Below are 21,936 nucleotides of genomic sequence, written 5' to 3'. Positions count from 1 at the left end.
TATGGTAGATGGGACTGGTGACGGCGCCTTTGCCGAAGGGGGCAACCGCGGGAGGAAGACGTCGCCGTCAACGAACATCAACCCATTGAAGGGTTGTACAGCTCAAAGGAGTGCTCTTGTGGAATCCACACCAGTGAAAGACGCCAGCGGGCGGAAACCGATGTCGAACAAAAAGTTCCTCGGCATTTGGGTCCCCGTTCTGGCACTCTTGACGGTGATCCTCGTTGTCGCGAACGTTGCGTTGAACATCGGCTCCAACTGGGTGGCCTCGCAGCTGGGAACGGGAACCTACACCGTGAACAGTTCCGAGGAAGCCGAGGGGTGGGACACCGACTACTACACCTCGGAATACGACTCCATCGAAGCTGTTGACGCCGCCGCCAAGGAAGTTGTGCAAGAAATTGCTGGCGAGGGAATTGTCCTCGCTAAGCACGAAGGCAACGCACTACCACTCGCATCTGGCGCTAAGGTCACGATGCTTGGCCGCGCAGCCGCAGACCCCGTTTACGGTGGTTCCGGTTCCGGTTCGGTAGACACCTCGCAGGCCGTTGACGCACGCCAAGGCCTCATCAACGCAGGGTTCGAGGTGAACGAAACGGTCTTTGAAGAGATCAGCGCGTTCGCTGGTGAAAACCCACGCGGCCACATCGAAATGGACCTGCCAGACCAGTCCTCATACAACATCGGCGAACTTCCCGTTGGCAACTATGAGGAACAGGCTGGAACATTCAGCGACTACAACGACGCCGCACTCATCTACTTGGGCCGCCCCGGTGGTGAAGGTGGCGACCTCGCCACCGACCTCAAGGACTGGGACGACAACTACACCCAGGGCCAACACCAACTGGAACTCAACAAAGATGAGTTGGACCTTATCGACCTGGCCACTGAAAACTTTGACACCGTCATCGTGCTGGTGAACTCCTCAACCTCCATGGAGCTTGGTCCAGTTCAAGACAACGCAGATGTTGACTCCGTACTCCTTATCGGATCCCCTGGAGCAACCGGCTTCAACGCGGTTGGCGAGGTCCTCACCGGTGACATCAACCCCTCTGGGCGCACCGTTGACCTGTGGGCCACTGACTTCACCGCTGACCCAACCTTTGTGAACTTCGGGAACTTCCTCTACAGCAACCTTGAGGTGTCATACCCAGCCTCAACACTGGAAGCTGTGGCATCCAACGCCACGGTGACAGATGAAGCACCATTTGTGAACTACCAAGAAGGTATCTACTTCGGTTACCGCTACTACGAAACCGCAGCAGCAGAAGGCTTCATCAACTATGACGACGCCGTGGTGTACCCCTTCGGGTACGGCCTTTCCTACACTGACTTCGAATGGAACGTCACCAACTCTGAACTAGGTGCGGTTGACGGCAGCATCGCCGTTGACGTCGAGGTCACCAACACCGGTGACGTTGCAGGCAAAGACGTTGTTGAACTGTTCTACACCGCCCCATACACCGAGGGTGGAATCGAAAAAGCTGAGGTTGTGCTCGGCGGGTTCCAAAAGACCGGCCTCATCGAACCTGGGCAATCAGAAACAGTCACCATCACCCTCATGGTTGAGGACATGGCGTCCTACGACTACGAAGGTAACCGTGCCTACGTGCTCGAAGCCGGGGACTACGTACTGAGCTTGCGCACCGACTCACACAACGTGGCTCAAGGCGTAGAACCCATCACGTACACCGTTGATGAAACTGTCGTGTACTCCGGTGACAACACCCGCTCCACTGACCAGGTTGAGGTCACTAACCAGTTCGACGACGTCTCAGCGATGTTCACTGACAGCGACGAACAAGGCAAAATCCGTAACATGTCACGTGCGGACTTCGCCGGAACATTCCCCACCGCGCCAAGCGATGACATGCTCATCGCAAACGACGATGTTGCTGCTGGGTTCGCAGCCTACGATGCGCAGGCAGCAGCCGAAGCATCTGACGTTGAGATGCCCACAACCGGCAAAGACAGCGACCTCACCCTCATCGATATGCGTGGACTTGAGCGCGACGACCCACAATGGGGCGAACTGCTCGACTCACTCAGCGTTGATGACATGACAAACATGCTGCTCAACGGTGCATACCAAACCGGTGCCATCGTCTCCATCGCTAAACCAATGACGACGGATCTTGACGGACCAGCTGGGTTCTCATCATTCATCAACGCATCAGTTAACGGTGTGGCCTACCCTTCCGAGTACCTCATCGCTCAAACATGGAACCCTGACATGGCGCGTGCCATGGGGGACATGCTTGGCAACGAGGCGCTGTTCAAGGAAGTTAGCGGTTGGTACGCGCCAGCAATGAACCTGCACCGTTCACCATTTGCCGGGCGTAACTTCGAGTACTACTCCGAAGACCCATTCCTGTCAGGTGTGCTAGCAACAGCAGCATCCAACGGTGCAGCACAAAAGGGCCTTTACACCACCCTGAAGCACTACGCACTCAACGACCAAGAAGCTAACCGTGTCAACAACGGCATCGCGACCTGGGCCAATGAGCAAACGATCCGTGAAATCTACCTCAAGCCATTCGAAATGGCTGTGAAGAACATCGAGATGCCTGTCCCATACATTGCGGACGACAACGGCACCATCGAGGAAACCACGGTTGGTGCAACCGCTGTCATGAGTTCCTTCAACCGTATTGGTTCCGTGTGGGCCGGTGGTTCCGAAGCGCTCATGGACACGGTGCTGCGCGACGAGTGGGGCTTTGAAGGTTTCGCGATCTCCGACTTCAACCTGTACCGCTACATGAACCCCAACCAGGGCATCGCAGCCGGAACGGACTTGACGTTGACGTTCGCACCATCGAAGTCGTTTGACGACACCAGTTCAGCGTTTGCTGTGAGCAACATCCGCAACGCCACCCACAACATTTTGTACACGGTGGCTAACTCCAACGCGATGAACGGGTTCGCCCCTGGCGCAACCGTGACCTACACCCCACCAACCTGGCGTTACATCCAGATCGGGGCGTCAATCGGTCTAGGGCTGCTCATCGTGGCCGGTGCGGTACTGGTGTTCCGACGTGTACGCAAACACTCCGCTGCACAACCAGCAGTAACAGTGACATCGGACTGACACTCATGTGAGTGCAGGTCATAAAGCAGCGGGGCCCGTGGTAATCACCACGGGCCCCGCTGTTCTATGTCTTACTTCACTGGCATGTATGCCAACTTCGGACGGTTGCTTTCGATCCGGGCTACACCCCGGCGCGGTACCCGTTCTGCCGCCACGTCTCGTACAACGCGATGGATGCCGAGTTAGTGAGATTCAAGGAACGTAGTCCAGGGAGCATGGGAATACGCACCTCGCTGGTGATCCGTTCATGGTTGAGAACCGTGTCATCCAAGCCGGTGGGTTCTGGCCCAAACACCAACAAGTCAGTAGGTTCGTACGTGATGTCAGTGAAGTTCACGGTCGCGCGTGTGGTGAAAGCGAACACCCGAGATGCCGGGTACAAGCCCACAAGCGCATCAAAATCACGGTGAATGTCCATGACCGCAAGGTCGTGATAATCCAGACCGGCCCGCTTCAACTTAGGTTCAGACAGGTCAAAACCTAACGGCTCCACCAGGTGCAACCGCGCCCCGGTCACAGCAGCAAGGCGAATCGCACTGCCAGTGTTCCCCGGAATGCGCGGCTCATGAAACACCAGATGCGGCACCCCAGACGGGCTCGGATCAACGGCAACAGGGGTTCGGTGTAATGGGTGCTCAGTCACCGTTCCATTATCGCCGCTTCACCGGCCCGCCTGGGTGAAGTTACGCGGAGATCCCGCGCACAGCATCGGGAATGGGGGTGTCACCATTAATGGCTTCCCACTGTGTTCTGATACTTGAGTCGTTGGCGAGGGCAGCAGCAATGAGGGAGGCAACATCGCCGCGGGTGATCTCACCGCGATCAACCTCAGTGCCAACGGTGACCTGACCGGTGGGCGCGTCATCGGTCAGGGCGCCTGGGCGAATAATGGTCCACTGCAGACCACTGTCCCGCAGGGCGATGTCAGCGTCACGCTTAGCGTCAACGTAAGCCGCCCACACCTCACCGGCGTCGTCGGGGACGGGGTTATCAACGCCCATCGCAGAGATTTGCACAACGCGGGAAATACCTGCTTGTTGTGCTGCCGTGATGGTCTTCACTGCGCCTTCGAAGTCCACTGTGTGTTTGCGCTCGATACTGCCATCTGGGCCACCGCCTGCAGCGAAGACCACGGCGTCACAACCAGCGAATGCCGCTGCGAAGTCGTCAACGGTGGATTTTTCGATGTCGAGGAGGCGTAGCTCGGCACCAGCCTGCTTGAGTTCTTCGCGGTAGTCCTCACGGCGCGCCAAGGCAATCGGCAGGTGGCCGCCTTGAACGAGAAGGGGGTGGAGGTGCATGGCGATTTTTCCGTGGCCGCCAACCACTGCAATTGTGCTCATTTATCGACCGTAACAGCGGGGGTGAAGCCCTGCGCGCTGGTCCGCTCAGCGCGAACTCTCCCCGGATTAAAGACCTAGTTCTTCGGTTAGCTCCGTCAACTCCTCAGCCGCCGAACGCTGTTCGCTGAGGCTTTGTTCGCGATAGTGCAGGAGTGATTGCGCGTCCACTCTACGGTGTGTTCCGACCCTGCGGTAAAGGATCTTTTCTTCATCGAGTAGACGGATGAGGAACGGGCGAGAAACCTTCAGAAGGTCAGCGGCTTGCTGTGTGCTGAGTTCAGCGCTTTCTGGAACGATCGTGATTGTTTGCTCGGCAGCTATCGAACCGATGATGTCCCGCAACATGGGAAGAAGGGTGGTTGGGATGTCCACGCTGACGTGTGTGTCTGTGGAGTCCTGTGGTGTGAGAGTGCGCAGGAGCGTCCTCGCGTCACGCACGCGATCTTCTGCTGCCTTATGGATAGTCGCCATGAGTGGCCCTCTTTTCGCAATAAACGAACTAGTCGAAATAAGTGAAACACTTAAGCGTGTTGGGAGTCAATGTTCGCTTTTGAGTTTTGGTTCGGAGCGCGCGCGCGAGAGAGGCGTTTAGGCGATTGAGATAGTGTGGCGGAAATGTGAATGTCCACGTCGTGGCCCTTAAGTCTCTTTACGGCTGTCAGTCAACGGGGTGATAATGGGACGCAATAGTCAAGAGCGACCGCGAAGGTATCATGCCGCAGAACAGACAACCTCCCAGCCGATGGGTCATCATCGCTTCCGTGATTGCCCTCTCCGCTGGGCTCAGTTCCTGTTCCGATGAGCAACGAGAAGGCCGCAGCGATCAACAACCTGGTGGGGTAGTGGGGGAAACGATAGACCCGGAACTGGACTACTCGTATAAAGCTGTCATTGACAGAGCCAGCGGAACCGTGCGGCTACCGCTTGATGTTGCGCTGGGTTTCCCAGGAACCACTGATCATTTCAGTGAGAGTTCTCCCGAGGAGTCAAAATATATGGTTGCGTGCCTTACGAAGGCTGGCTACCCCCACACATACGAACCGGAACGTGATTCACTCGATACCGAGTGGTACTACTTTGGGCCGTGGGTGGAGGGCAACGTTGAACGGTGGGGTTACGCAGGGCCGCCCAGCCCGTCCGGGGACGCGGACACAACTTTCAGTGTTGTCCAACCTGGCCCAGGTGTCAGGGAAAAAGAGGGCTACCCCGACGCAGTCGCTGACTGTGTTGCTGCAGTTGCCGTGACTGGTAATACCGTGTGGAGCATCTATACAAAGCTACCTGAACCGGTCACGATGGCTGACTCGGATGCGATTGATTTTGCCACGTCAAGTGACACCTACCGGGAGGTGATCGGTGAGTGGCGAGAATGCATCGAGGGCAACGGCCTAGAGATGGTGAAAGAGTACACCGGTAGTGGGTGGATTGAGGGTGTAGACCTCAACGTGCTCGATGAGAAAAATATTCGAGCTGCGGTCGTTGATGTGCAGTGTAAGGACGAGGTGAACTATATGCAGCGCATTCTCGACGTCGCTGCAGCGTATCAAGGGCCTATCGTTGAAAAATACGAAGCAGAACTAGCAGATGCATCCCAACAAATAGCGGATCACCGCCGTGAGGTAAAGGATTCTTACCTCACGTGGTTGAGCGAAAACCCGTGAGGTTCTGACTATGAAAGTTAGGCGTTGGGGCACTGTCTTCGTTCTTCTCACCACTTTCATCACCGGTACAGGTGTCGCTGGGTGTTCACCAGGCAGTGGACGTGATGAAGCCGGAGCCCGTGATGAGACAGTGGTGACGCCGGAGCTGGATTACTCCTATAAGGCTGAGATTGATGAATCGACTGGCGCTGTGCGCTTACCGATCACTGCTGCTCTTGGTCTGCTAGGGGAGGGAACCGACATCGATTCTGAAGGGTCACCTCCGTACATTGCGCGATGTTTGACGGAGGCCGGGTACCCACACACGTACGACCCTGACCGGGTTCAACCAACACAAGAGTGGTACCACTTTGGCCCATGGGTTGAAGAAAACGTCGCCATCTGGGGTTACGTGGGCCCGCCCGGCGGCGGTGGTGACGGCGTGCGGACGTTTGATGCGGTGCAACCAGTGAATGCTCGTTCTGAGGCGGAGGGCTGGCAGGAACAGCGAGCTGAGTGTGCTGGTGAATTTATCAATGAGGTCGGTTTGGTGTCGAAAGTGTTGGAGAAACTACCTGCTGAAGTTACCCAATCACATTCCCTCGAATTTGCGCACTCCTCTGACACATACCACAAGGTGCAAACCGAGTGGCGCGAATGCGTGGAAGGCCGCGGCCTTGAACTCGTTGACGAATACACGGGGGCTGGATGGATTAAAGGCGTTGACGTGAATGAACTCAGTGAGGAGAACATTCGTGTTGCTTTAATCGATGTGCAGTGTCGAACCCAAGTGGACTTTATGCAACGCATCCTCGATGAAGCGGCCGCCCTTGAAGGTCCAATAGTCGAAAAATATGAGGCTGAAATTGCCGAGGCTGCTCGTGAGATCGCTGATATTGCAGAACGCAAACGTGAACTAGCCGCTTCCGCGCAGTGAGGGGCGGTGGGATCACTGCGCCGCTAAACAGGTGTTTATTTGCATGGTGAAAAATAAGCTACACGTTCTCTGCCAGTGTGAATACGGTGAAGGCTCTCTCACGGCGGGGCATGTGGTGGGTAACTTCCAAGGCGCAAAAATCCATAGGTAGCCTTTGCATGACTCAGTGCAAAACCGTGCTCAACCGAAACTTTCAAGAAAGAAGTTCCCTATTGAATGTTCCACCCCTGGTAAAAACAAAACCTAGACTACGTGTCGTACTAATGGGCGGCATCATATTTTCAGTTGTGACAGGTTGTTCTTACGCAGGTGGGGCTGCGCAGAAGGAGACTGTGGAGAACTCGCCGACCGTATCCCGCGATTCCACGTATAAGGCAGTTGTTAGGGAGGGCGCAGGAGAAATTTCATTTCCGACTGACCAATATGAATCTTCTGCTCAAGGGTACTTATTGGAGACCTCTGCAATGTACCTGGATCTCGCACTCTGCCTTCACGAGAAGGGCATGCCGTCCTATTGGGCACAACGTGAAAACATTGGGCCCGAAGAGAATAGGCGATACGGGCGCTGGATCATGAGCAACGCCGAAAGTCACGCGTATGTCCTTGTCCCCGACAAAGAGCTGGAAAGAGCTTTTCAATGGGAAGCATTGTTCAATGCTGAGCACGAAGATGTCTTGTCCAGTGAGCAGTACGAAAAGGCGGAGTCAGAATGTCTCGACACTCCATCACCCGATCTGATGGACGCATTAGGCGGTCCGCCCCTGCCTGATGAGATCTCGAAAATAGGAAATCAAACCTATGACCTCATGTTGGCATCTGACGACGCCGCTGCAGTCTTTGCTGACTGGGAAGTCTGCCTGAATGAAGCTGGTTTGGAACGTGTGGGCGATGATGACCCGTACGGCATTGTGGGCGTTGATTACAGTGTCGCAAGCGAACAGTCCATCAAAGTGGCGGTCACCGACGTCGCATGCAAACAGGAAACCGACTTCGTGCAGCGCCTCGCGGACATCGAAGCATCTTTTCAAGGCCCAGTTGTGAAGAAGTACGAAGCCGAACTGGCTGAGCTTCACGCATTCGACGAAAAGGTCACCGAAAACCGTAAGGCATTCCTGAACGCAAACGCGGCCAAGGGTGAAGCCCTGTGGAAGCCATGAGCACCAGTCTGAACTCCGAGTCAACACAGCGAAGTGAGGATGGAACTTGAATAGTATCGTTGGCAGTTTACTCATTGTCCTGCTCTTGGCATCATGTGGAGCCACTCCGGATGAATCGAGCGCAACACCACAGGTGATTGGTGGAGAATCGCTCGATCCGGATGATTACGAGCGTGACATGAAAGCGACCGCCATCCTTGATGGTGATACGGGTGAGATTGTCTTACCGCTTGAGCAGTTCTTCATGAGTAGAGATGAGCAATCAAAAGTTGATGGGGCGATTATTCTTTCCATGGCGTCATGTATACATGATGCTGGTTATCCAGCGCTATGGGTTCCGTTTGGAGAAAGAGAGCGTAAAGAAAGCCAGCGCTATGGTCGCTGGGTGTTGGAGTACGCAGAGAAATATGGATACAGCGATATACCTGACTTGATAGGTCAAGAAATACGCGACCACGAAGTTGCCTTTGGTCAGTATTATTCAGAGGAAGTCAATATCCCTGAATATGACAAAGTTATCGAGGACTGTGGGGGTAACGGTGAGGATTCCGAGATTATTGCCTCTGCCTTCGAGGACGGCGCACCGCCTGAAGTGCTGGAGATGAGGCAGCTGTCATACAACCTCATGAAAGAAACCCCAGAAGCGCAAGCAGCCGAAAATGAGTGGCGGCAATGCGTCGAAGAAGAGGGACTCGTCGTTGAAGAAGTCGACAATGAGTACGCCATCAAGGATGTTTCTTACATTGATGCTGACGAAGATTCCATACGAGCCGCGATCATAGATGTTCGATGCAAGGAAAAGACCGATCTGATCAAACGGCTCTCAGATATTGAAGCATCGTATCAGGCGCCAATCCTCAAAAAATATGAAGCCGAGCTTGTTGAAATGCGCTCCTCCGTAGAGGAAAGCATAGCGGCAGTTGATGTCTTCATGAATAACCACAAGAAAGAAGCACAAACCTTGGAAGCCTTGGCCAACAACATCCCATAGATGTACACCGCTATATGATCGACGAGGCAATTGTTTAGTTTTCATTAGTGCAGCTATTGCCTTCGCTGGTTCTAACATCTAGGTGGCGTCTTCGGTCTGCCTCGAAGGCCCAAGGTGCCACTACTAATTTTATTGAGGAAATAGTGAAAAAGTTTTTTGTAGGTTTAGTTATTTTGGGTCTCATGACGAGTTGCTCTTCAAAGCAGAGCGCGCCAAGCGACGATGTGGAAGTCTCTGACGTCAGAGACAAGAGTTTCAAAGCGGAAGTCAATGAAAGCACCAGTCAAGTCCAACTGCCGATAGATGATTTTTTATTCACGGATGATGAACTGCGCGAGAGTGATTCCGCGGTTCTTCTAGAACTTTCTTTGTGCATGAACAGCGAGGGTTATCCTGCATCTTGGTCTCCTGCAGAGACCGGAATCGAGCGCGAATGGTATAGGTATGGGCGTTGGAATAAGGATTACGCCGCTAAACTCGGGTATACGGATATTTCTTCAGTGGAAGGGTCATCTCCCGCGTTGATTAGTGAGCAGAAGTTCCTTAAAGAGTTTGCCGAAGTGGTTAACAGCGCCGAATATGATAAAGCGCAAACTAAATGTTCTAGCACTAACAGTGAAGTGCGGAGCGTGATGCGTACTATGAAGGAGCTTTCCGAAGAACTTGTTCAAATGCGTGAACAATCGTACTTCCTCATGATGGAAACAGACGATGCTCAGCAAATACTTGCGGAGTGGGAAGAGTGTCTCAAGGTTTCAGGGCTGGAACGAGATGAGTCTGTTTCCCCGTTCGCGATTAAAGGGGTGAGCCACGATGTGGCAGATGAAGATTCGATCAAAGCTGCTTTAGCAGATGTAAAGTGCAAAGAAGAAGTTCATTTCATCCAACGGTTGGCAGACATCGAAGCGTCTTTTCAAGGGCCCCTAGTTCAGAAGTATCAATCTGAACTTGTTGCTGCTCAAGAAGAGATTGACGAGACGATCACCAGCAACCGTGAGTACCTCAAGTTAAACGCAGCCAAGGGTGAAGCCCTGTGGAAACCGTAACTCTCAAGACATAAACACAACAGCACCGCCTTGCGGGAGGTTCAAACTCCCACAGGGCATCATGCGCGTTAAACCCAACACCCAACTAATGAGCACACTGGTGCACAGTGTGAAAGGCACACCATGACAACACCCGAGTGGGACACCGAGATAATGTCCCGCGACACCCCAGATTCAGCGGGCCACACCGCCCCACAAACTGACGGCGACGGGCCACCGCGCCGCCGGTTAGGGCTCACCCGCAACTGGATGGTGATCTGGGTTGTTGGCACACTCGCGGCGCTGAGCATCGGGTACCTAGCGGGATTCCTGGTGCGCACCCCACTCGACCAAGCACAAGAGAACTCAGCTGTCGCCATCGAAGCGACCGCTACTGTCACCATGCACGAGTTCCTCCCCGACATCGCAACCGCCAAAGGGGAAGTACGCAAAGGCCGCACCGTCACCCTCCCCGAATTCACGTTACCCGGTGGTGAAAGCCCCATCGTCACCGAACGCATCGCAAAAGCCGGTGCCACAGTGCCCAGCGGAAAACCCGTGGTGTCCATTGCCGGGTACCCCGTTTTTGTGCTGTCCATACCGTTCCCGCTCTACCGCGACCTCGCCCCAGGGGACTCCGGCCAAGACGTCAAAGCACTCCAAACCGAACTGTCACGCCTCGGCCACTACACCGGCAGCATCGACGGCGAATACGGACCCGGCATGGCTGCCGCCGTCCGCGACCTGTACCGCAGCGCAGCAGCCACCGCACCACAAGCATCGGCCGAACTGCGTGACGCAGTCACCGCAGCCCAACAAGAACTCAACGCAGCCCGCGGCACCACAACCAGCAACACCGGTGACACCCCAAACAGCGACGCCGCAGAAAACACCGGCGCCGCTGACGGCACCGGCCCAGCAGCAAACACCAGCACCGCCGCGCTTACGGCGGCACTCAACGCAGCAACCCTGAAAGCTGACACACCGCTGCCAAAGTTCTCAGTCATCGCGATACCGGGCAAAAAAGTTGACGTCATCAAAGCCCCAGCCGTAGGGACCAGCCTCGCCGACGGCGCTGACAGCCTCCAACTGCGCAGCCAAGGCACCAGCGCCACCGGTCGGCTCACTGTTCTCGACGCGGAAGGGTTCGCTGAAGGTGACACAGTCAGCATCACCGTGCAAACCAACACGAACGTCACCGGTGAAGGGAAAATTACCAGCATCTCCGACTTCACCGAAGGCGACAACGCGAATAACATCCCACCCGGTTACGACTTTGTGGTGAACATCCCCAGCGAAGACGCCGCCGCGTTCAGCGACAACGACGCAGTAACCATCACCAACAACCAACAAACCGCGAAGGGCACAACAGCCCTGGCTGTACCACTGCTCGCGATCCGGCAAGACGCCAACGGCACCTACGTGCTCACCGTGGATGACCCAGCAACAGCGGCAGACCCCACAACCCACACCCGTGTAGACGTCACAGCAGGTCAACAACAAGACGGCTGGGTTGACGTCACGGGCGCTAACCTCACCGACACCAACACCGTCGTACTAGGTGGTGGCCGGTGACCGCAGTCATCAACGCCCACCAACTATCACGCAGCTTCCCCGGCACCCCACCCATCCACGCACTACGCGACGCAACCCTCAGTGTTGAACCCGGCGAAAAAGTAGCCATCTATGGGCCATCCGGTGCCGGAAAATCAACGCTCCTCAACCTCCTGGGCTTACTCGATGGCCCCACCACAGGAAGTTACACGGTCCTCGGTGAAGAAACCGCCACCATGCCTGCACGCACAAAAGACCGCCTCCGCTCCCAAGCAATCGGTTTTGTGTTCCAACAGTTTCAAATCCTGGGGCACCGCACCACCCGCGAAAACATTGACCTCAAACTCTCCATCGCCCGCATACCCCACGCTAAGCGAGCAGCGCTCGTTGATGACGCCCTGGAAAAAGTTGGCCTCACCCACCGGGCAACATCCCAGGCACGGAACCTTTCCGGGGGAGAGAAACAACGCCTCGCTATTGCCCGCGCCATTGTGAACCGCCCGCAACTCCTCCTCGCCGACGAACCCACCGGTAACCTCGACGCCCGCAACACAGACCTCGTGTTGAGTTTGCTGGATGACTTCTCCGCAGCAGGCATCGCCGTGGTGGTCATCACCCACTCTGACCGCACCGCCGCATGGTCCCACCGCAACGTGTTCATCTATGACGGGGTACTCTCAGCGACCCCACCAAGGAGCTGACCGGTGCGAATCTTTGTAGATACCTTCCAGGACTGTGCCATCGACATGACAGCGCGCCTACAACGCACCCTGCTGCTCATCATCGCGGTGGCGTTAGGGGCCGGAACGTTTGTGATGTCGTTGGGGTCCAATGTCACCGCATCGCAACAAATCGCCAATGACATGGCCGCTGGGACCCTCGACCAGATCAGTGTGGCGGTGTCAGGGGGAACAGACACCAACAACTTCCCCGATGACGCCGATGCCCGCGCCCTGACCCTACCCATGGTGCTGTCCTCCGGTCGCCGCATTGATGTCGACATTGACACGGCCCAACCCAACAGGTTCACCACCGCCAACGTTGACGAATACGTCCAAGGGGTCGCTGTCGCTGGGGTAACCACTGGGTATTTTGACGTCATGGACCTTACCGGCGGAACTGCCGGGGCGTGGGTGTTGGACTCCACCCAGCACACCAACGTCGCCTACCTGGGGGTGCAGGCAGCCAAGGAGTTAGGGATCCCCACAGATACTCCCTACCCTAGCGGCTATCAAATTTCTCTTGCCGGGCATCGGGTTGATGTTGTTGGCATTGTGCAGTCTTCCGAGCGGGCCCGGGTCGACAACGTCATCCTGGTGCCCTACGCCCAAGCGGTGGCGATGAAAATTTCCGATAGCGAGGCTGTGTTGACGGTGCGCACCGCCATTGGTGCGGGTGGGCCGGTATCAAAGGCTCTGCGGCAAGTGGTGCGCCCGGACGCCCCCGAACGCCTCACCGTCACCCAAGTGGCGACGTTGGATTCGCTGCGGTCCGGGGTGGATTCCCAACTGTCCCGCCTGGGGATGTCCGTGGGTGTGATGCTGCTTGCCCTGACCACCCTGCTGATCGCGAACTCCATGATTGTTGCCGTGATGTCCCGCACCTCAGAGATCGGGTTGCGCCGAGCCTTAGGGGCCTCCCAGGGCGATATTGCGCGCCTGTTCCTCACTGAGGGGGCCATTACCGGGTTCCTTGGCGGGTTGGCTGGCGCCGCACTGGGTGTGGTCGGCACGCTCGTGACTGCGTTGGCGAACGGGTGGAGCGTCACGATGCCCTTGTGGCTGCCCTTCATCGGGTTGGGAATCGGCACGGTTGTGGGGATCCTTGCCTCGGTGTACCCGGCTACCTCAGCTGCACGCATCAACCCGGCAACAGCAATTCGCGTCGACTAGTCGACGAGGGGAGGGGCTAGAGCTGAACCCCAAGCTCAGTGGCAAGTGCGGTAACGCGGGCGTTCAAATCGTCGCGGATGAGGCGCATCCGCTCCTCACCGTCAATGCCGTCATGTGATGGTTCAACGGTGTCCCACACAACGATGGGCGCTTGACCGGGGTGCTCAATGGTGGCTTCCGTCCCCACCAGAACAACACGGTCAACGGTGTCGAGAAGTGCTTGGTCAATTGCTTTAGGGTGTTCGCCGTCCATGGTCGCGCCGATCTCTTCAACGCTGCGCTGGGACAGGGCGTTGAGCGCACTGGCAGGGTGGGTGCCTGCTGAGTGAACAGCTACGGCGTCACCAACGAGGTGGCGCATGAGAGCTGCTGCCATTTGCGATTTTCCGCCGTTTTTCACACAGACAAATAAGACGGATGGCGTGGGTGATGGCATAGGTGGCCTCCTGAGTTGATGGTGGTCTCACCGCACACACTATCGCCAATATAGAAGAGTGTCTATATAAGTGTGTGGAAACATGCCGATGCCCGCCTCACCTCGCGCTGGACACAAGGTGGAACGGGCATCGGCTGGTGGCGCTTGACTAACCTACCGGTTAGGCAACCGCCGACTTCATGGGGAGTGGCCGCCACCGCTCCTCACGAGCTGTTGCCCACCATGCGGTTGCTCCAGCAATCAGGAGCCACATGATGAGGCCAACAACTGCCAGTCCAGCATTCGCTGATGTTGCTCCCGCAATTGACGCATTCAGTGCGTCAGCCGCCAACGGGAGGGGCAGAAGCGAATTAAGGATCTGGAAAAACTCTGGCGCAGTATCAATCGGCAATAAACCGCCAACACTTGCTGCCTGCACAGCAAAGAACAACAGTGACAGAAGCCACCCTGTGGCCCGGCCCCACACAAGAACAAACACCTCAGTGAGCACCATAAATGTCAACGTCCCAACGAGAAGCACCACGATGGTCAGTGGCCAGTTCGCGATCTTCACACCAAAAGCTGCGAGTACGGCAAGTAGCGCCGCAACCTGCACCACAGTGACGATGCCGGGGATGACCAAGCCTGCCCTCAAACGCTCACCGGTGGGAACAGTAGTTCCCAAGAAGCGCCGTGGGGCGATGCGGTGAATGAGGGACAGGGCGAACGCCCCCACCCACATGAAGATCGCAGCGATCGCTGCGGCCAACCCGGTGATGGAGCTGCCCAAGGGGTTGGTTTCGTTGTGCAACGAGGTGATGGGCTGAGCTAAAACGGAACCGAGGCTCTCAGGAATGTCGCCAAGTTCAGCAACCTGATCCGATGCTTCAGTCAGGCCACCTGCAAGGTCACCGGCACCGCCAGCAATATCCCCAGATCCATCCTCAAGTTGATCTAACCCGTCAGCGATACCTGTTGCGCCGTCTTTAGCGCCAACGATTCCAGTGGCAAGTTCCGAGGTGCCGGTGGCGAGTTGGGAGGACCCTGATTGCAGTTGTCCCGCATTCGATGCTGCGGAGGACAGGCCACCAGAGAGTTGGGTGAGTCCTTGGGAGAGTTGCCCTGCCCCGCCGGCAAGTTCTGAGGTACCAGTTGAGAGCTTTTTCGCACCGGTGGACAGTTGTCCGATTCCCTGTGTCAATGCGGGAGCGTCTTCTGCGAGTTGTGACGTGCCGTTGGCAAGTTGGCCCGCTCCTTCAGCAAGGTCATTGACCCCGCCTGTTAGGGCTGGTGTCGACGCAGAAAGGAGCTCCGTGCCCTGTGCTAGTTCGCTTGCCCCTGTGACAACTCCCTGGGAAGCTTCCTGCGCTTTCGCGAGCGCTTCAAGCGCTTGGGCGCATTCGGGTGAGGTCACGTCAGCGCACGCTGCGTTGACCGCAACGATAGCGTTGTTCGCTAGCGCTGCCCCTTGGGCGATGCCTTGAGCGGCAGCATTGATTCCTTGAGTGGTTTCAGGCAGGGACTCTACGTTCTGTGCTAAGGCGTTGAGACCGTCAGCCAGGCCTTGGACACCATTGTCGAGCTGCTTGATGCCCTTGGGGAACGCTTTGGCTTCTTTGTTGAGTTGGCTTAACCCCGTGGATAGTTCTTTGGCGCCGCCAGCGAGCTCTTGAGCGCCGCCCGCTAGTTGGCTACTTGCGGTAGCAAGTTGTCCTGCACCAGTGCTTGCTGATTGCACACCAGAGGTGAACTGGCCAACCCCAGAGTTGAGCTGCTGCGCGCCATCGGCGAGTTGGGTGGCCCCGGCGCCAGCACCGTCGAGCCCGTCAGCGAGTTCACCAACACCACCAGCGGCCTGCCCAATAGCGTCGTTAAGTTGTTCCGTACCGTCAGCGAGTTGGGTGGCGCCATCTGCGGCGTCAGTGATCCCGTCAGTGAGTGGTGCAACCTCAGTCAACGTTGAGTTAATGAACATCTCGGTGATGGTGTGGCCAGTTGTTGCCGCCGCTGTTTGGGAAACGTACTGGGCGAGGAAAGAGACAAGTTGTGAGTTCGCCTCGTTGGTTTCCACCGTGATGTTAGCTTGGCGGGGGTTATTTTGTAGCGCCCCCGTGATGTTCGCGGAGAAGTCTTTGGGGATGGTGATGACTGCCGCATAGTCACCGTTCTCTAAACCATCACGGGCGGAATTCTCCGAGACAATATCCCACGTCACGGTGTCATCGTTGGTGGTGAGCCCAGCGGTCAGAAGGCGCCCGCCAGGGAACTGTTGGGCGTCGTCGCCTTCGCCAATGGTTGCCATCTCGTCGAGGTTGACAACAGCAGCAGTCAGGTTCGACGCGGCGTCTGCTCTGTCATGGTAGGACCACAACATGATGGCAATTGATGCCACCGGCAGAATGGTCGCCAAAATGATGGCGATGATTTTGGTACGTGAAGTTCCGGTCACGGGATGTCCTTGATGCGGTAGGGCGTGCTCGGTGCGGTTTACAGGGCGCTGCCGGCGAGGCGGCGGGTGACAAGCGGGGTGACAGTCAGTGAAGCATCGGCGTTAGCTGATGTTCCAATGAGCGTGACAATGCCGTGCTCGTGAAGAGGCGCAAGGTGCTGATACAGGGCGTCTAACGTGCCCGCATCCAATGTGGTGTCTGTTCCTGTGGTGACCAGCAGCATGCCGGTGTCTAGGGCGACAACCGCGGCACTGTGTGGGTCATTCATCAGGTTTTTGGTAACACGCCGGACATCGTCAAGTGTGTTGACCTGCGTGTGGAAAGCAGTAGATCGACGCAACTTACTGCGTTCCTCTGGTTGGACACAGTCCGCAACCGTGACGGTGCCTGATTCGATGCGGTGCCGGCCTGTCAGCGCGGCCAACACACCTTGGCGAACCGAAGGGTCGGTGCTGTGCAACAACACAACGTCCCCTGGGGTGGCGGTCAACGTGAAGCCTGACAGAAGCGGGCGGTCCGTTGTGTCGTGCACGGTGACGTCCTCGGCGCGAATGACCACACCAGGGTTGTCTTGCGCCCAAGCATCTTGGCTCAGGCGTTTTTCCAGCCCTGTGCCTTCCACATCAAGTTGCGGCATGGAACGCTCCAACCAACGGGGTAACCACCAAGCGCGATCACCAAGGATCGCCAGAACGGCTGGAACAAGGGTCATGCGCACAATAAACGCATCAATGAACACACCGATGGCGAGAGCAAAAGCCAGAGGTTTGATGATGGCGTCCCCCGTGGGAACAAACGAACCAAACACAGCGATCATAATGATCGCCGCTGCGGAAACAACGCGTGCTGACTCGGTATACCCGGTCAGAATCGATTGTTGAGCATTCCCGGTATGCACGTACTCTTCGCGGATTCGCGAAACGAGGAACACCTCGTAGTCCATCGCCAACCCAAACAGCACACCCATCACAATGATCGGCATGAAGGAAATAACCGGGCCAGTGGTATCAACATTCAACAGTGACGCGCCCCAGCCATAACCGAAGACCGCCCAGGTCACACCAAACGATGCCATCACCGACAGGAGGTACCCAACTGTTGCCTTCAGGGGGACCGCAATGGAGCGGAACACTACAAGCAACAGCACGAGGGACAAGCCCACGACAACAGCGCCGAACGGTAGGAGAGCATCAGAAAGCTTCTCTGAAATGTCGATGCCCGCCGCAACCTGACCAGTAACCATCATGTTGGAAACACCAAGGTCATTTTCCCAGGTGGCAGCTTGTTCACGAATGTCATGCACCAGGTCAGCGGTGCGCGGGTCTGTTTGCCCCCACTGAGGCACAAGCTGAATCATGCCGAGGTCAGCGGTCATATTGGGTGTGGCAACCGCAATAGACACAACCCCGTCGATCTGCTCAATGTCCTGAGCTAGGTCAGCGACAACACCAAGTGGGTCATCGGACGCGATGATGTCTGCCGTGACCAAGATTGGGGCGTTGTATCCCTCACCGTACTGCTCAGCAATGAGGTCATAGGTGTCCCGCACTGCAGTACCAACAGGCTGAGAGCCGCTGTCCATGAGCGCCAACGCCATGTCTTTGACCGGTATCGCAGCGATACCCAGCAATGCAACGCATGTCACGACAGTCAGCCACGGTTTCCGGGTCACCACAGTCACCCACCGGGCTGTTTTCTTCGGTGCGCCGGGTACAACGCGCTTGCGTGGGCGTAACCGCTCCCCAAGAAGAGAAAGCACGGCAGGGAGAAGAGTTAAGGCAACCAACACGGCAATAGCGACAGCGGCTGCTGCCGCCAACCCCATCACAGTGAGGAAGGGGATGCCCGCCACAGCCAACCCGGACAACGCAATAATGACGGTGATACCAGCAAAAATAACTGCAGAACCGGCGGTAGCCTGGGCGCGAGCAATAGACTCCTGGACCTCAAGGCCTTCAGCGAGTTGACTTCGGTGCCGCGAAATAATGAACAGTGCGTAGTCAATCCCCACCGCCAAACCAAGCATGATGGCCAACGTGGGGGTTGTTGACGACACGTCGGTGAATGCGCCAGCAGTGACAACCAAAAGCATCGACACCGCCACGCCAATAATGGCAGTGATAATTGGGACGCCAGCAGCCACCAACGACCCAAACGTGATGGTCAACACCAGTAGCGCAACCCCGACCCCAATGACCTCAACGATGGAGAAGTGCACTGTGGTCATGGTGAACATGCCACCACCCACGTTCGCTTCGAGCGGCGTGGTGTCATTGATCTCTTGAGCGAGGTCAGTGAAACCATCAAGGGTTTGCTCACTGATGCTACCGAGTTGAGTGTCGAGCTGAATTTGGAGTAGCGCCGCTTCGTTACTCGGGGAGAAAGCCGTTTCCCCGCCCTCGTCAAAAGGGTTCGAGATGACCGCGACATCCTCAATCTGTGAGGCGTCATCCACGATGCTGGTGATCTGCGATTCGAAATCACGGATGTCCTGACCAGCTGGAGCCGTCAGGAGAAGCTGGCCACTTGCCCCAGCTACCTGCGGGAAACGCTCAGACAGGACATCGAGGCCCTCTTGCGCTTCCGTTCCTGGGATGGACAGGTTGTCGTTGAACTTGCCACCAGAAAACACCGCTGCCGCAACCGACAGCACGATAATCAGTAACCACGCCCCAATTGTTGCGAGACGATGCCGGGACAGAGTCCGACCAAGGTTATACAGCGCAGTTGACATGCGGGCTCCTGCGGGATGGAGGCGTGGTGGGCGATGCGGGATGTCGCCAACTCGGGCTCAATACGTTTTTGTATTCAATACAATAGTGGATTGAACTAGAATGAGGGTAGTGTGCTTTATCGCACACGATGGTGAGAACAAACGATCACAGCAGAAGGGCACCACCATGACCCAGGAAACGGAAGGCGCAGCAACGCAGCCCAGCGCCACCTCCCACGCTGTGCGCCGCCGCGAAAACACGCGACTACGCCTCCTTGAAGCAGCCGAAAAAGTCTTCGTCGACAAAGGATTCGGAGCCACCCGCGTCGACGACCTCGTCAACGAAGCTGGGTTCACCCGCGGCGCGTTCTACTCAAACTTCGACTCCATCGAACAAGTCTTCTTCGACATGTTCGAACGCATGTGCCAAGAACGCATCGACGTGTCCCTCGCCGTCCTCGACGAATTCCCCGACAACGTCGACCCCCGCATCGCCATCACCGAAGCCTTCGACCGGCTCGAAGTCCTCTCCGACAACTGGTACCTGATCCTCCAAGAACTCCACCTCATGTCCGTGCGAGTCCCCGGCGCCCGCGACCGCCTCAACTACCACCGCGACGTCTTTGGACCCCAAGCACAAGTCATCATCAGCGGATTCCTCACCAAATTCGGGCGCACCGCAAACGTGCCCCTCAGCCAACTCACCGAAGCCGTCGTCGCGCTCTACCTCAACACCATCGTCATGCGCCTCATGCACGGCATCAACTACGAAGGCATCCAAGCCTCACGCGCCATGATCGGCGAAATCGCCATCCGATTCTCCGACCCCATCGAACCCAACGGCGCCCAACCCCAAGTCACCTCACCTACCCAGGCATAACCCCAGACACCCCGCCGCCACCCTCACCCAGGTGATCCTGCGGCAGTGGGTCGGTACCGGTTTTAGGGTCGCTATACGTGTGGTGAGTAACGGCCTGCACAGGGAACTCCACCACCGAGCCGCGGAACAACTGCTCACCCGCCCGACGCGCAGACTCATGCACAATCGCCACCACCGTGTGCGCCAACTCCACCGGGGTGTGAATAAGAATCTCATCATGCAAAAAGAACACCACCTGCGGGTCACCCACAAACGGGTCAGCCAACGTCAGGTGACGCATCCGATTACGAACCTCCAACATCCACAACATCGCCCACTCCGCAGCGCTACCCTGCACAATGAAGTTGCGGGTAAACCTGCCATACCCCCGCGACCGCATGCGGCGCTCGCGGGCCCCCTCAGCGTCCTCGCCCTCATCCGGTGAGCCAAAAGAACCTGCCGGCGATGTCCGCCCCAGCCACGTCGTGACCTGACCGCCCTGTTCACCCGTGCGAGCGGCGGCCTCCAGCATCGACATGGCATGAGGGAACGCAGCACGAAACTGGGGGAGTACCTGAGCGCTCACCCCCGTGGTCCCGCCATACATGGCCCCCAACATGCCAAACTTTGCGTGCTTACGGCTGGGGACAACCTTCGCGTCGGCAATGGCTTGATACATGTCCACGCCCTGCCCCGCCTGCGCCATCGCAGCATCGCCAGACATCGCCGCCAACACGCGCGGTTCCAACTGGGCGGCGTCAGCGATCACAAACGTCCACCCCTCATCGGCACGCGCAGCCTCACGAATAGTGTGCGGAAGCTGCAGCGCACCACCACCATCCGCGCCCCACCGGCCCGTCACCACGCCACCAGGTGTATACACCGGGCGGTACCTGCCGTCCTTAACCCACTCATCCAGCCAGGACCAGCCATGCGCGGTCCACAGCCGTTGCAACTGTTTGTACTGTTCCAACGGTTCCAACACTGGGTGACGGTGCTCGCGCAACGCCCACTTACTCGTTGTTGTCACCGGAATGCCCGCACTGTTTAACGCCTTCAACAAGTCCTTCGGCGAATCAGGGTTCATCTCCGGGGCGTCAAGCAGTCTGCGCAACTCTTGAGCTTGACGTTCCAACAACGCAGGCCGGTGACCAAGCGGCGGACGCTCACCTAACTGCGACACCAACAACGCCTCATGAACGTCTCGATCCCACGGCACGCCAGCATCCCGCATCTCTCGAGCAATGAGTGCCCCAGCCGACTCCAACGCAATAAGAAACCCTAAACGTTGCCGATGCCCATCCGCGGCACTTGCCAACACCATCATTTGCCGTGCGAGTTCCGCCACCGCGTCGGGCGGAGAATCCATTGCTGACAAATCAAACAGCGCATCACTGCGGGTAGGTGTTGGAGAATCCCACCAGGCTGCGTCAGGTGACACCACTTGTGGTGCACCTTCAGAAGCGCCAGAATCCACCCACAACGCGTTACGCAAAATTGCCCGCGCCAACCGCAGATCGTGACACCGCATCACCCGAACATCGTGCGCTAACAGAACGTCATAGGTCACTGAGGAGTCCGCCCACACCCAACGCGGGCGAGTTTTGTCCTGCTCAACCACCCACGCAGGCAGATCCGCTGCATTCAGGGTGAGAGGGGCATCGGCGTCAACGTGCCCCGTTACGGGGTCCACAGTGCACGGCGTCGCGCGGAAGGTGTCGCCCAGCGACTCAATGACGATGTACACACCACCATTGTCCGGTGTCCCTCTGACACCCGCCTACCCGCTAGGCGAAAGCTGAGCGGGGCAGGGGGCACGCAAACGGGCTGCCCCTCACAAGTGTGAGGGACAGCCCGTTGTCACGATGCGTG

17 protein-coding genes are annotated in these 21,936 nt (G+C 57.1%); 10 read left to right on the top strand and 7 right to left on the bottom strand.

All coding sequences use genetic code 11. From position 1 onward, the window contains the following. The first annotated feature begins 118 nt into the window (after positions 1 to 118). The gene (locus G538_RS15930) at positions 119 to 3,088 is read left to right on the top strand and encodes a glycoside hydrolase family 3 C-terminal domain-containing protein (RefSeq protein ID WP_245566828.1); all 2,970 of its coding nucleotides are present in this window, start codon (positions 119 to 121) and stop codon (positions 3,086 to 3,088) included. A 121-nt stretch (positions 3,089 to 3,209) separates the two neighbouring features. Here G538_RS15930 and G538_RS0108900 read toward each other — a convergent pair whose 3' ends face one another. The 3 genes from G538_RS0108900 to G538_RS0108890 form a co-directional block, all read right to left on the bottom strand. Next, positions 3,210 to 3,674 carry a tRNA (cytidine(34)-2'-O)-methyltransferase gene (locus G538_RS0108900; RefSeq protein ID WP_029069054.1) on the bottom strand — a complete coding sequence of 155 codons (465 nt, stop codon included), beginning with the start codon at positions 3,672 to 3,674 and terminating at the stop codon, positions 3,210 to 3,212. Between the two features lie 97 nt (positions 3,675 to 3,771). Beyond that, positions 3,772 to 4,431, bottom strand: a complete 660-nt coding sequence (locus G538_RS0108895; protein WP_029069053.1) for an SDR family oxidoreductase — start codon at positions 4,429 to 4,431, stop codon at positions 3,772 to 3,774. 66 nt (positions 4,432 to 4,497) lie between these two features. Continuing rightward, positions 4,498 to 4,902, bottom strand: a complete 405-nt coding sequence (locus tag G538_RS0108890; RefSeq protein ID WP_029069052.1) for a helix-turn-helix domain-containing protein — start codon at positions 4,900 to 4,902, stop codon at positions 4,498 to 4,500. Positions 4,903 to 5,144: 242 nt separating this feature from the next. Here G538_RS0108890 and G538_RS0108880 point away from each other — a divergent pair, with 242 nt between their 5' ends. The 8 genes from G538_RS0108880 (at position 5,145) to G538_RS15925 (ending at position 13,627) form a co-directional block, all read left to right on the top strand. Next, positions 5,145 to 6,092 (top strand): hypothetical protein, encoded by a 948-nt coding sequence (locus tag G538_RS0108880; RefSeq protein ID WP_029069051.1) that lies wholly within the window; start codon positions 5,145 to 5,147, stop codon positions 6,090 to 6,092. Positions 6,093 to 6,102: 10 nt separating this feature from the next. Then, entirely contained in the window at positions 6,103 to 7,008 is a 906-nt protein-coding gene (locus G538_RS0108875; RefSeq protein ID WP_029069050.1) for a hypothetical protein, read from the top strand. Between the two features lie 263 nt (positions 7,009 to 7,271). Next, complete coding sequence (locus tag G538_RS0108870) at positions 7,272 to 8,165, top strand: hypothetical protein (protein ID WP_169514110.1); 894 nt, start codon at positions 7,272 to 7,274, stop codon at positions 8,163 to 8,165. 46 nt (positions 8,166 to 8,211) lie between these two features. Next, positions 8,212 to 9,156 carry a hypothetical protein gene (locus tag G538_RS0108865; protein ID WP_157544388.1) on the top strand — a complete coding sequence of 315 codons (945 nt, stop codon included), beginning with the start codon at positions 8,212 to 8,214 and terminating at the stop codon, positions 9,154 to 9,156. A 143-nt stretch (positions 9,157 to 9,299) separates the two neighbouring features. Further along, positions 9,300 to 10,202 carry a hypothetical protein gene (locus tag G538_RS0108860; protein ID WP_029069047.1) on the top strand — a complete coding sequence of 301 codons (903 nt, stop codon included), beginning with the start codon at positions 9,300 to 9,302 and terminating at the stop codon, positions 10,200 to 10,202. A gap of 123 nt (positions 10,203 to 10,325) precedes the next feature. Further along, positions 10,326 to 11,756, top strand: coding sequence for a peptidoglycan-binding protein (locus G538_RS0108855; protein WP_029069046.1), 1,431 nt, complete (start codon positions 10,326 to 10,328; stop codon positions 11,754 to 11,756). Next, a complete protein-coding gene (locus tag G538_RS0108850; RefSeq protein WP_029069045.1) occupies positions 11,753 to 12,436 on the top strand; it encodes an ABC transporter ATP-binding protein in 684 nt (227 codons plus the stop codon). Before G538_RS0108855 ends, G538_RS0108850 begins: the two co-directional genes overlap by 4 nt. 3 nt (positions 12,437 to 12,439) lie before the next feature. Beyond that, positions 12,440 to 13,627 carry an ABC transporter permease gene (locus tag G538_RS15925; protein ID WP_035833898.1) on the top strand — a complete coding sequence of 396 codons (1,188 nt, stop codon included), beginning with the start codon at positions 12,440 to 12,442 and terminating at the stop codon, positions 13,625 to 13,627. A 16-nt stretch (positions 13,628 to 13,643) separates the two neighbouring features. Here G538_RS15925 and G538_RS0108840 read toward each other — a convergent pair whose 3' ends face one another. The 3 genes from G538_RS0108840 to G538_RS0108830 form a co-directional block, all read right to left on the bottom strand. After that, the gene (locus tag G538_RS0108840; RefSeq protein WP_029069044.1) at positions 13,644 to 14,063 is read right to left on the bottom strand and encodes an arsenate-mycothiol transferase ArsC; all 420 of its coding nucleotides are present in this window, start codon (positions 14,061 to 14,063) and stop codon (positions 13,644 to 13,646) included. Between the two features lie 160 nt (positions 14,064 to 14,223). After that, a complete protein-coding gene (locus G538_RS0108835; RefSeq protein WP_029069043.1) occupies positions 14,224 to 16,491 on the bottom strand; it encodes a YhgE/Pip domain-containing protein in 2,268 nt (755 codons plus the stop codon). Positions 16,492 to 16,529: 38 nt separating this feature from the next. Next, positions 16,530 to 19,226 carry an MMPL family transporter gene (locus G538_RS0108830; protein ID WP_029069042.1) on the bottom strand — a complete coding sequence of 899 codons (2,697 nt, stop codon included), beginning with the start codon at positions 19,224 to 19,226 and terminating at the stop codon, positions 16,530 to 16,532. 166 nt (positions 19,227 to 19,392) lie between these two features. Here G538_RS0108830 and G538_RS17360 point away from each other — a divergent pair, with 166 nt between their 5' ends. Next, a complete protein-coding gene (locus G538_RS17360; protein WP_169514109.1) occupies positions 19,393 to 20,085 on the top strand; it encodes a TetR/AcrR family transcriptional regulator in 693 nt (230 codons plus the stop codon). On the opposite strand, the gene G538_RS15915 is transcribed toward G538_RS17360, so the two are convergent. Next, positions 20,072 to 21,811 (bottom strand): bifunctional 3'-5' exonuclease/DNA polymerase, encoded by a 1,740-nt coding sequence (locus tag G538_RS15915; RefSeq protein ID WP_051196811.1) that lies wholly within the window; start codon positions 21,809 to 21,811, stop codon positions 20,072 to 20,074. The two genes, G538_RS17360 and G538_RS15915, sit on opposite strands and share 14 nt — an antisense overlap. Positions 21,812 to 21,936: the final 125 nt, after the last annotated feature.

Source organism: Jonesia quinghaiensis DSM 15701, assembly GCF_000423205.1.
Classification (GTDB): domain Bacteria; phylum Actinomycetota; class Actinomycetes; order Actinomycetales; family Cellulomonadaceae; genus Jonesia; species Jonesia quinghaiensis.
Note: the sequence above shows the minus strand (reverse complement) of the source record. Positions and strands in the feature narration are given on the sequence as shown.

Excerpts from the sequence above, each read along its gene's own strand:
- G538_RS0108895 (WP_029069053.1), bottom strand. The coding sequence starts at position 4,431 with ATGAGCACAATTGCAGTGGTTGGCGGCCACGGAAAAATCGCCATGCAC.
- G538_RS0108890 (WP_029069052.1), bottom strand. The coding sequence starts at position 4,902 with ATGGCGACTATCCATAAGGCAGCAGAAGATCGCGTGCGTGACGCGAGG.
- G538_RS0108880 (WP_029069051.1), top strand. The coding sequence starts at position 5,145 with ATGCCGCAGAACAGACAACCTCCCAGCCGATGGGTCATCATCGCTTCC.
- G538_RS0108875 (WP_029069050.1), top strand. The coding sequence starts at position 6,103 with ATGAAAGTTAGGCGTTGGGGCACTGTCTTCGTTCTTCTCACCACTTTC.
- G538_RS0108870 (WP_169514110.1), top strand. The coding sequence starts at position 7,272 with ATGGGCGGCATCATATTTTCAGTTGTGACAGGTTGTTCTTACGCAGGT.
- G538_RS0108855 (WP_029069046.1), top strand. The coding sequence starts at position 10,326 with ATGACAACACCCGAGTGGGACACCGAGATAATGTCCCGCGACACCCCA.
- G538_RS0108840 (WP_029069044.1), bottom strand. The coding sequence starts at position 14,063 with ATGCCATCACCCACGCCATCCGTCTTATTTGTCTGTGTGAAAAACGGC.
- G538_RS0108830 (WP_029069042.1), bottom strand. The coding sequence starts at position 19,226 with ATGTCAACTGCGCTGTATAACCTTGGTCGGACTCTGTCCCGGCATCGT.
- G538_RS17360 (WP_169514109.1), top strand. The coding sequence starts at position 19,393 with ATGACCCAGGAAACGGAAGGCGCAGCAACGCAGCCCAGCGCCACCTCC.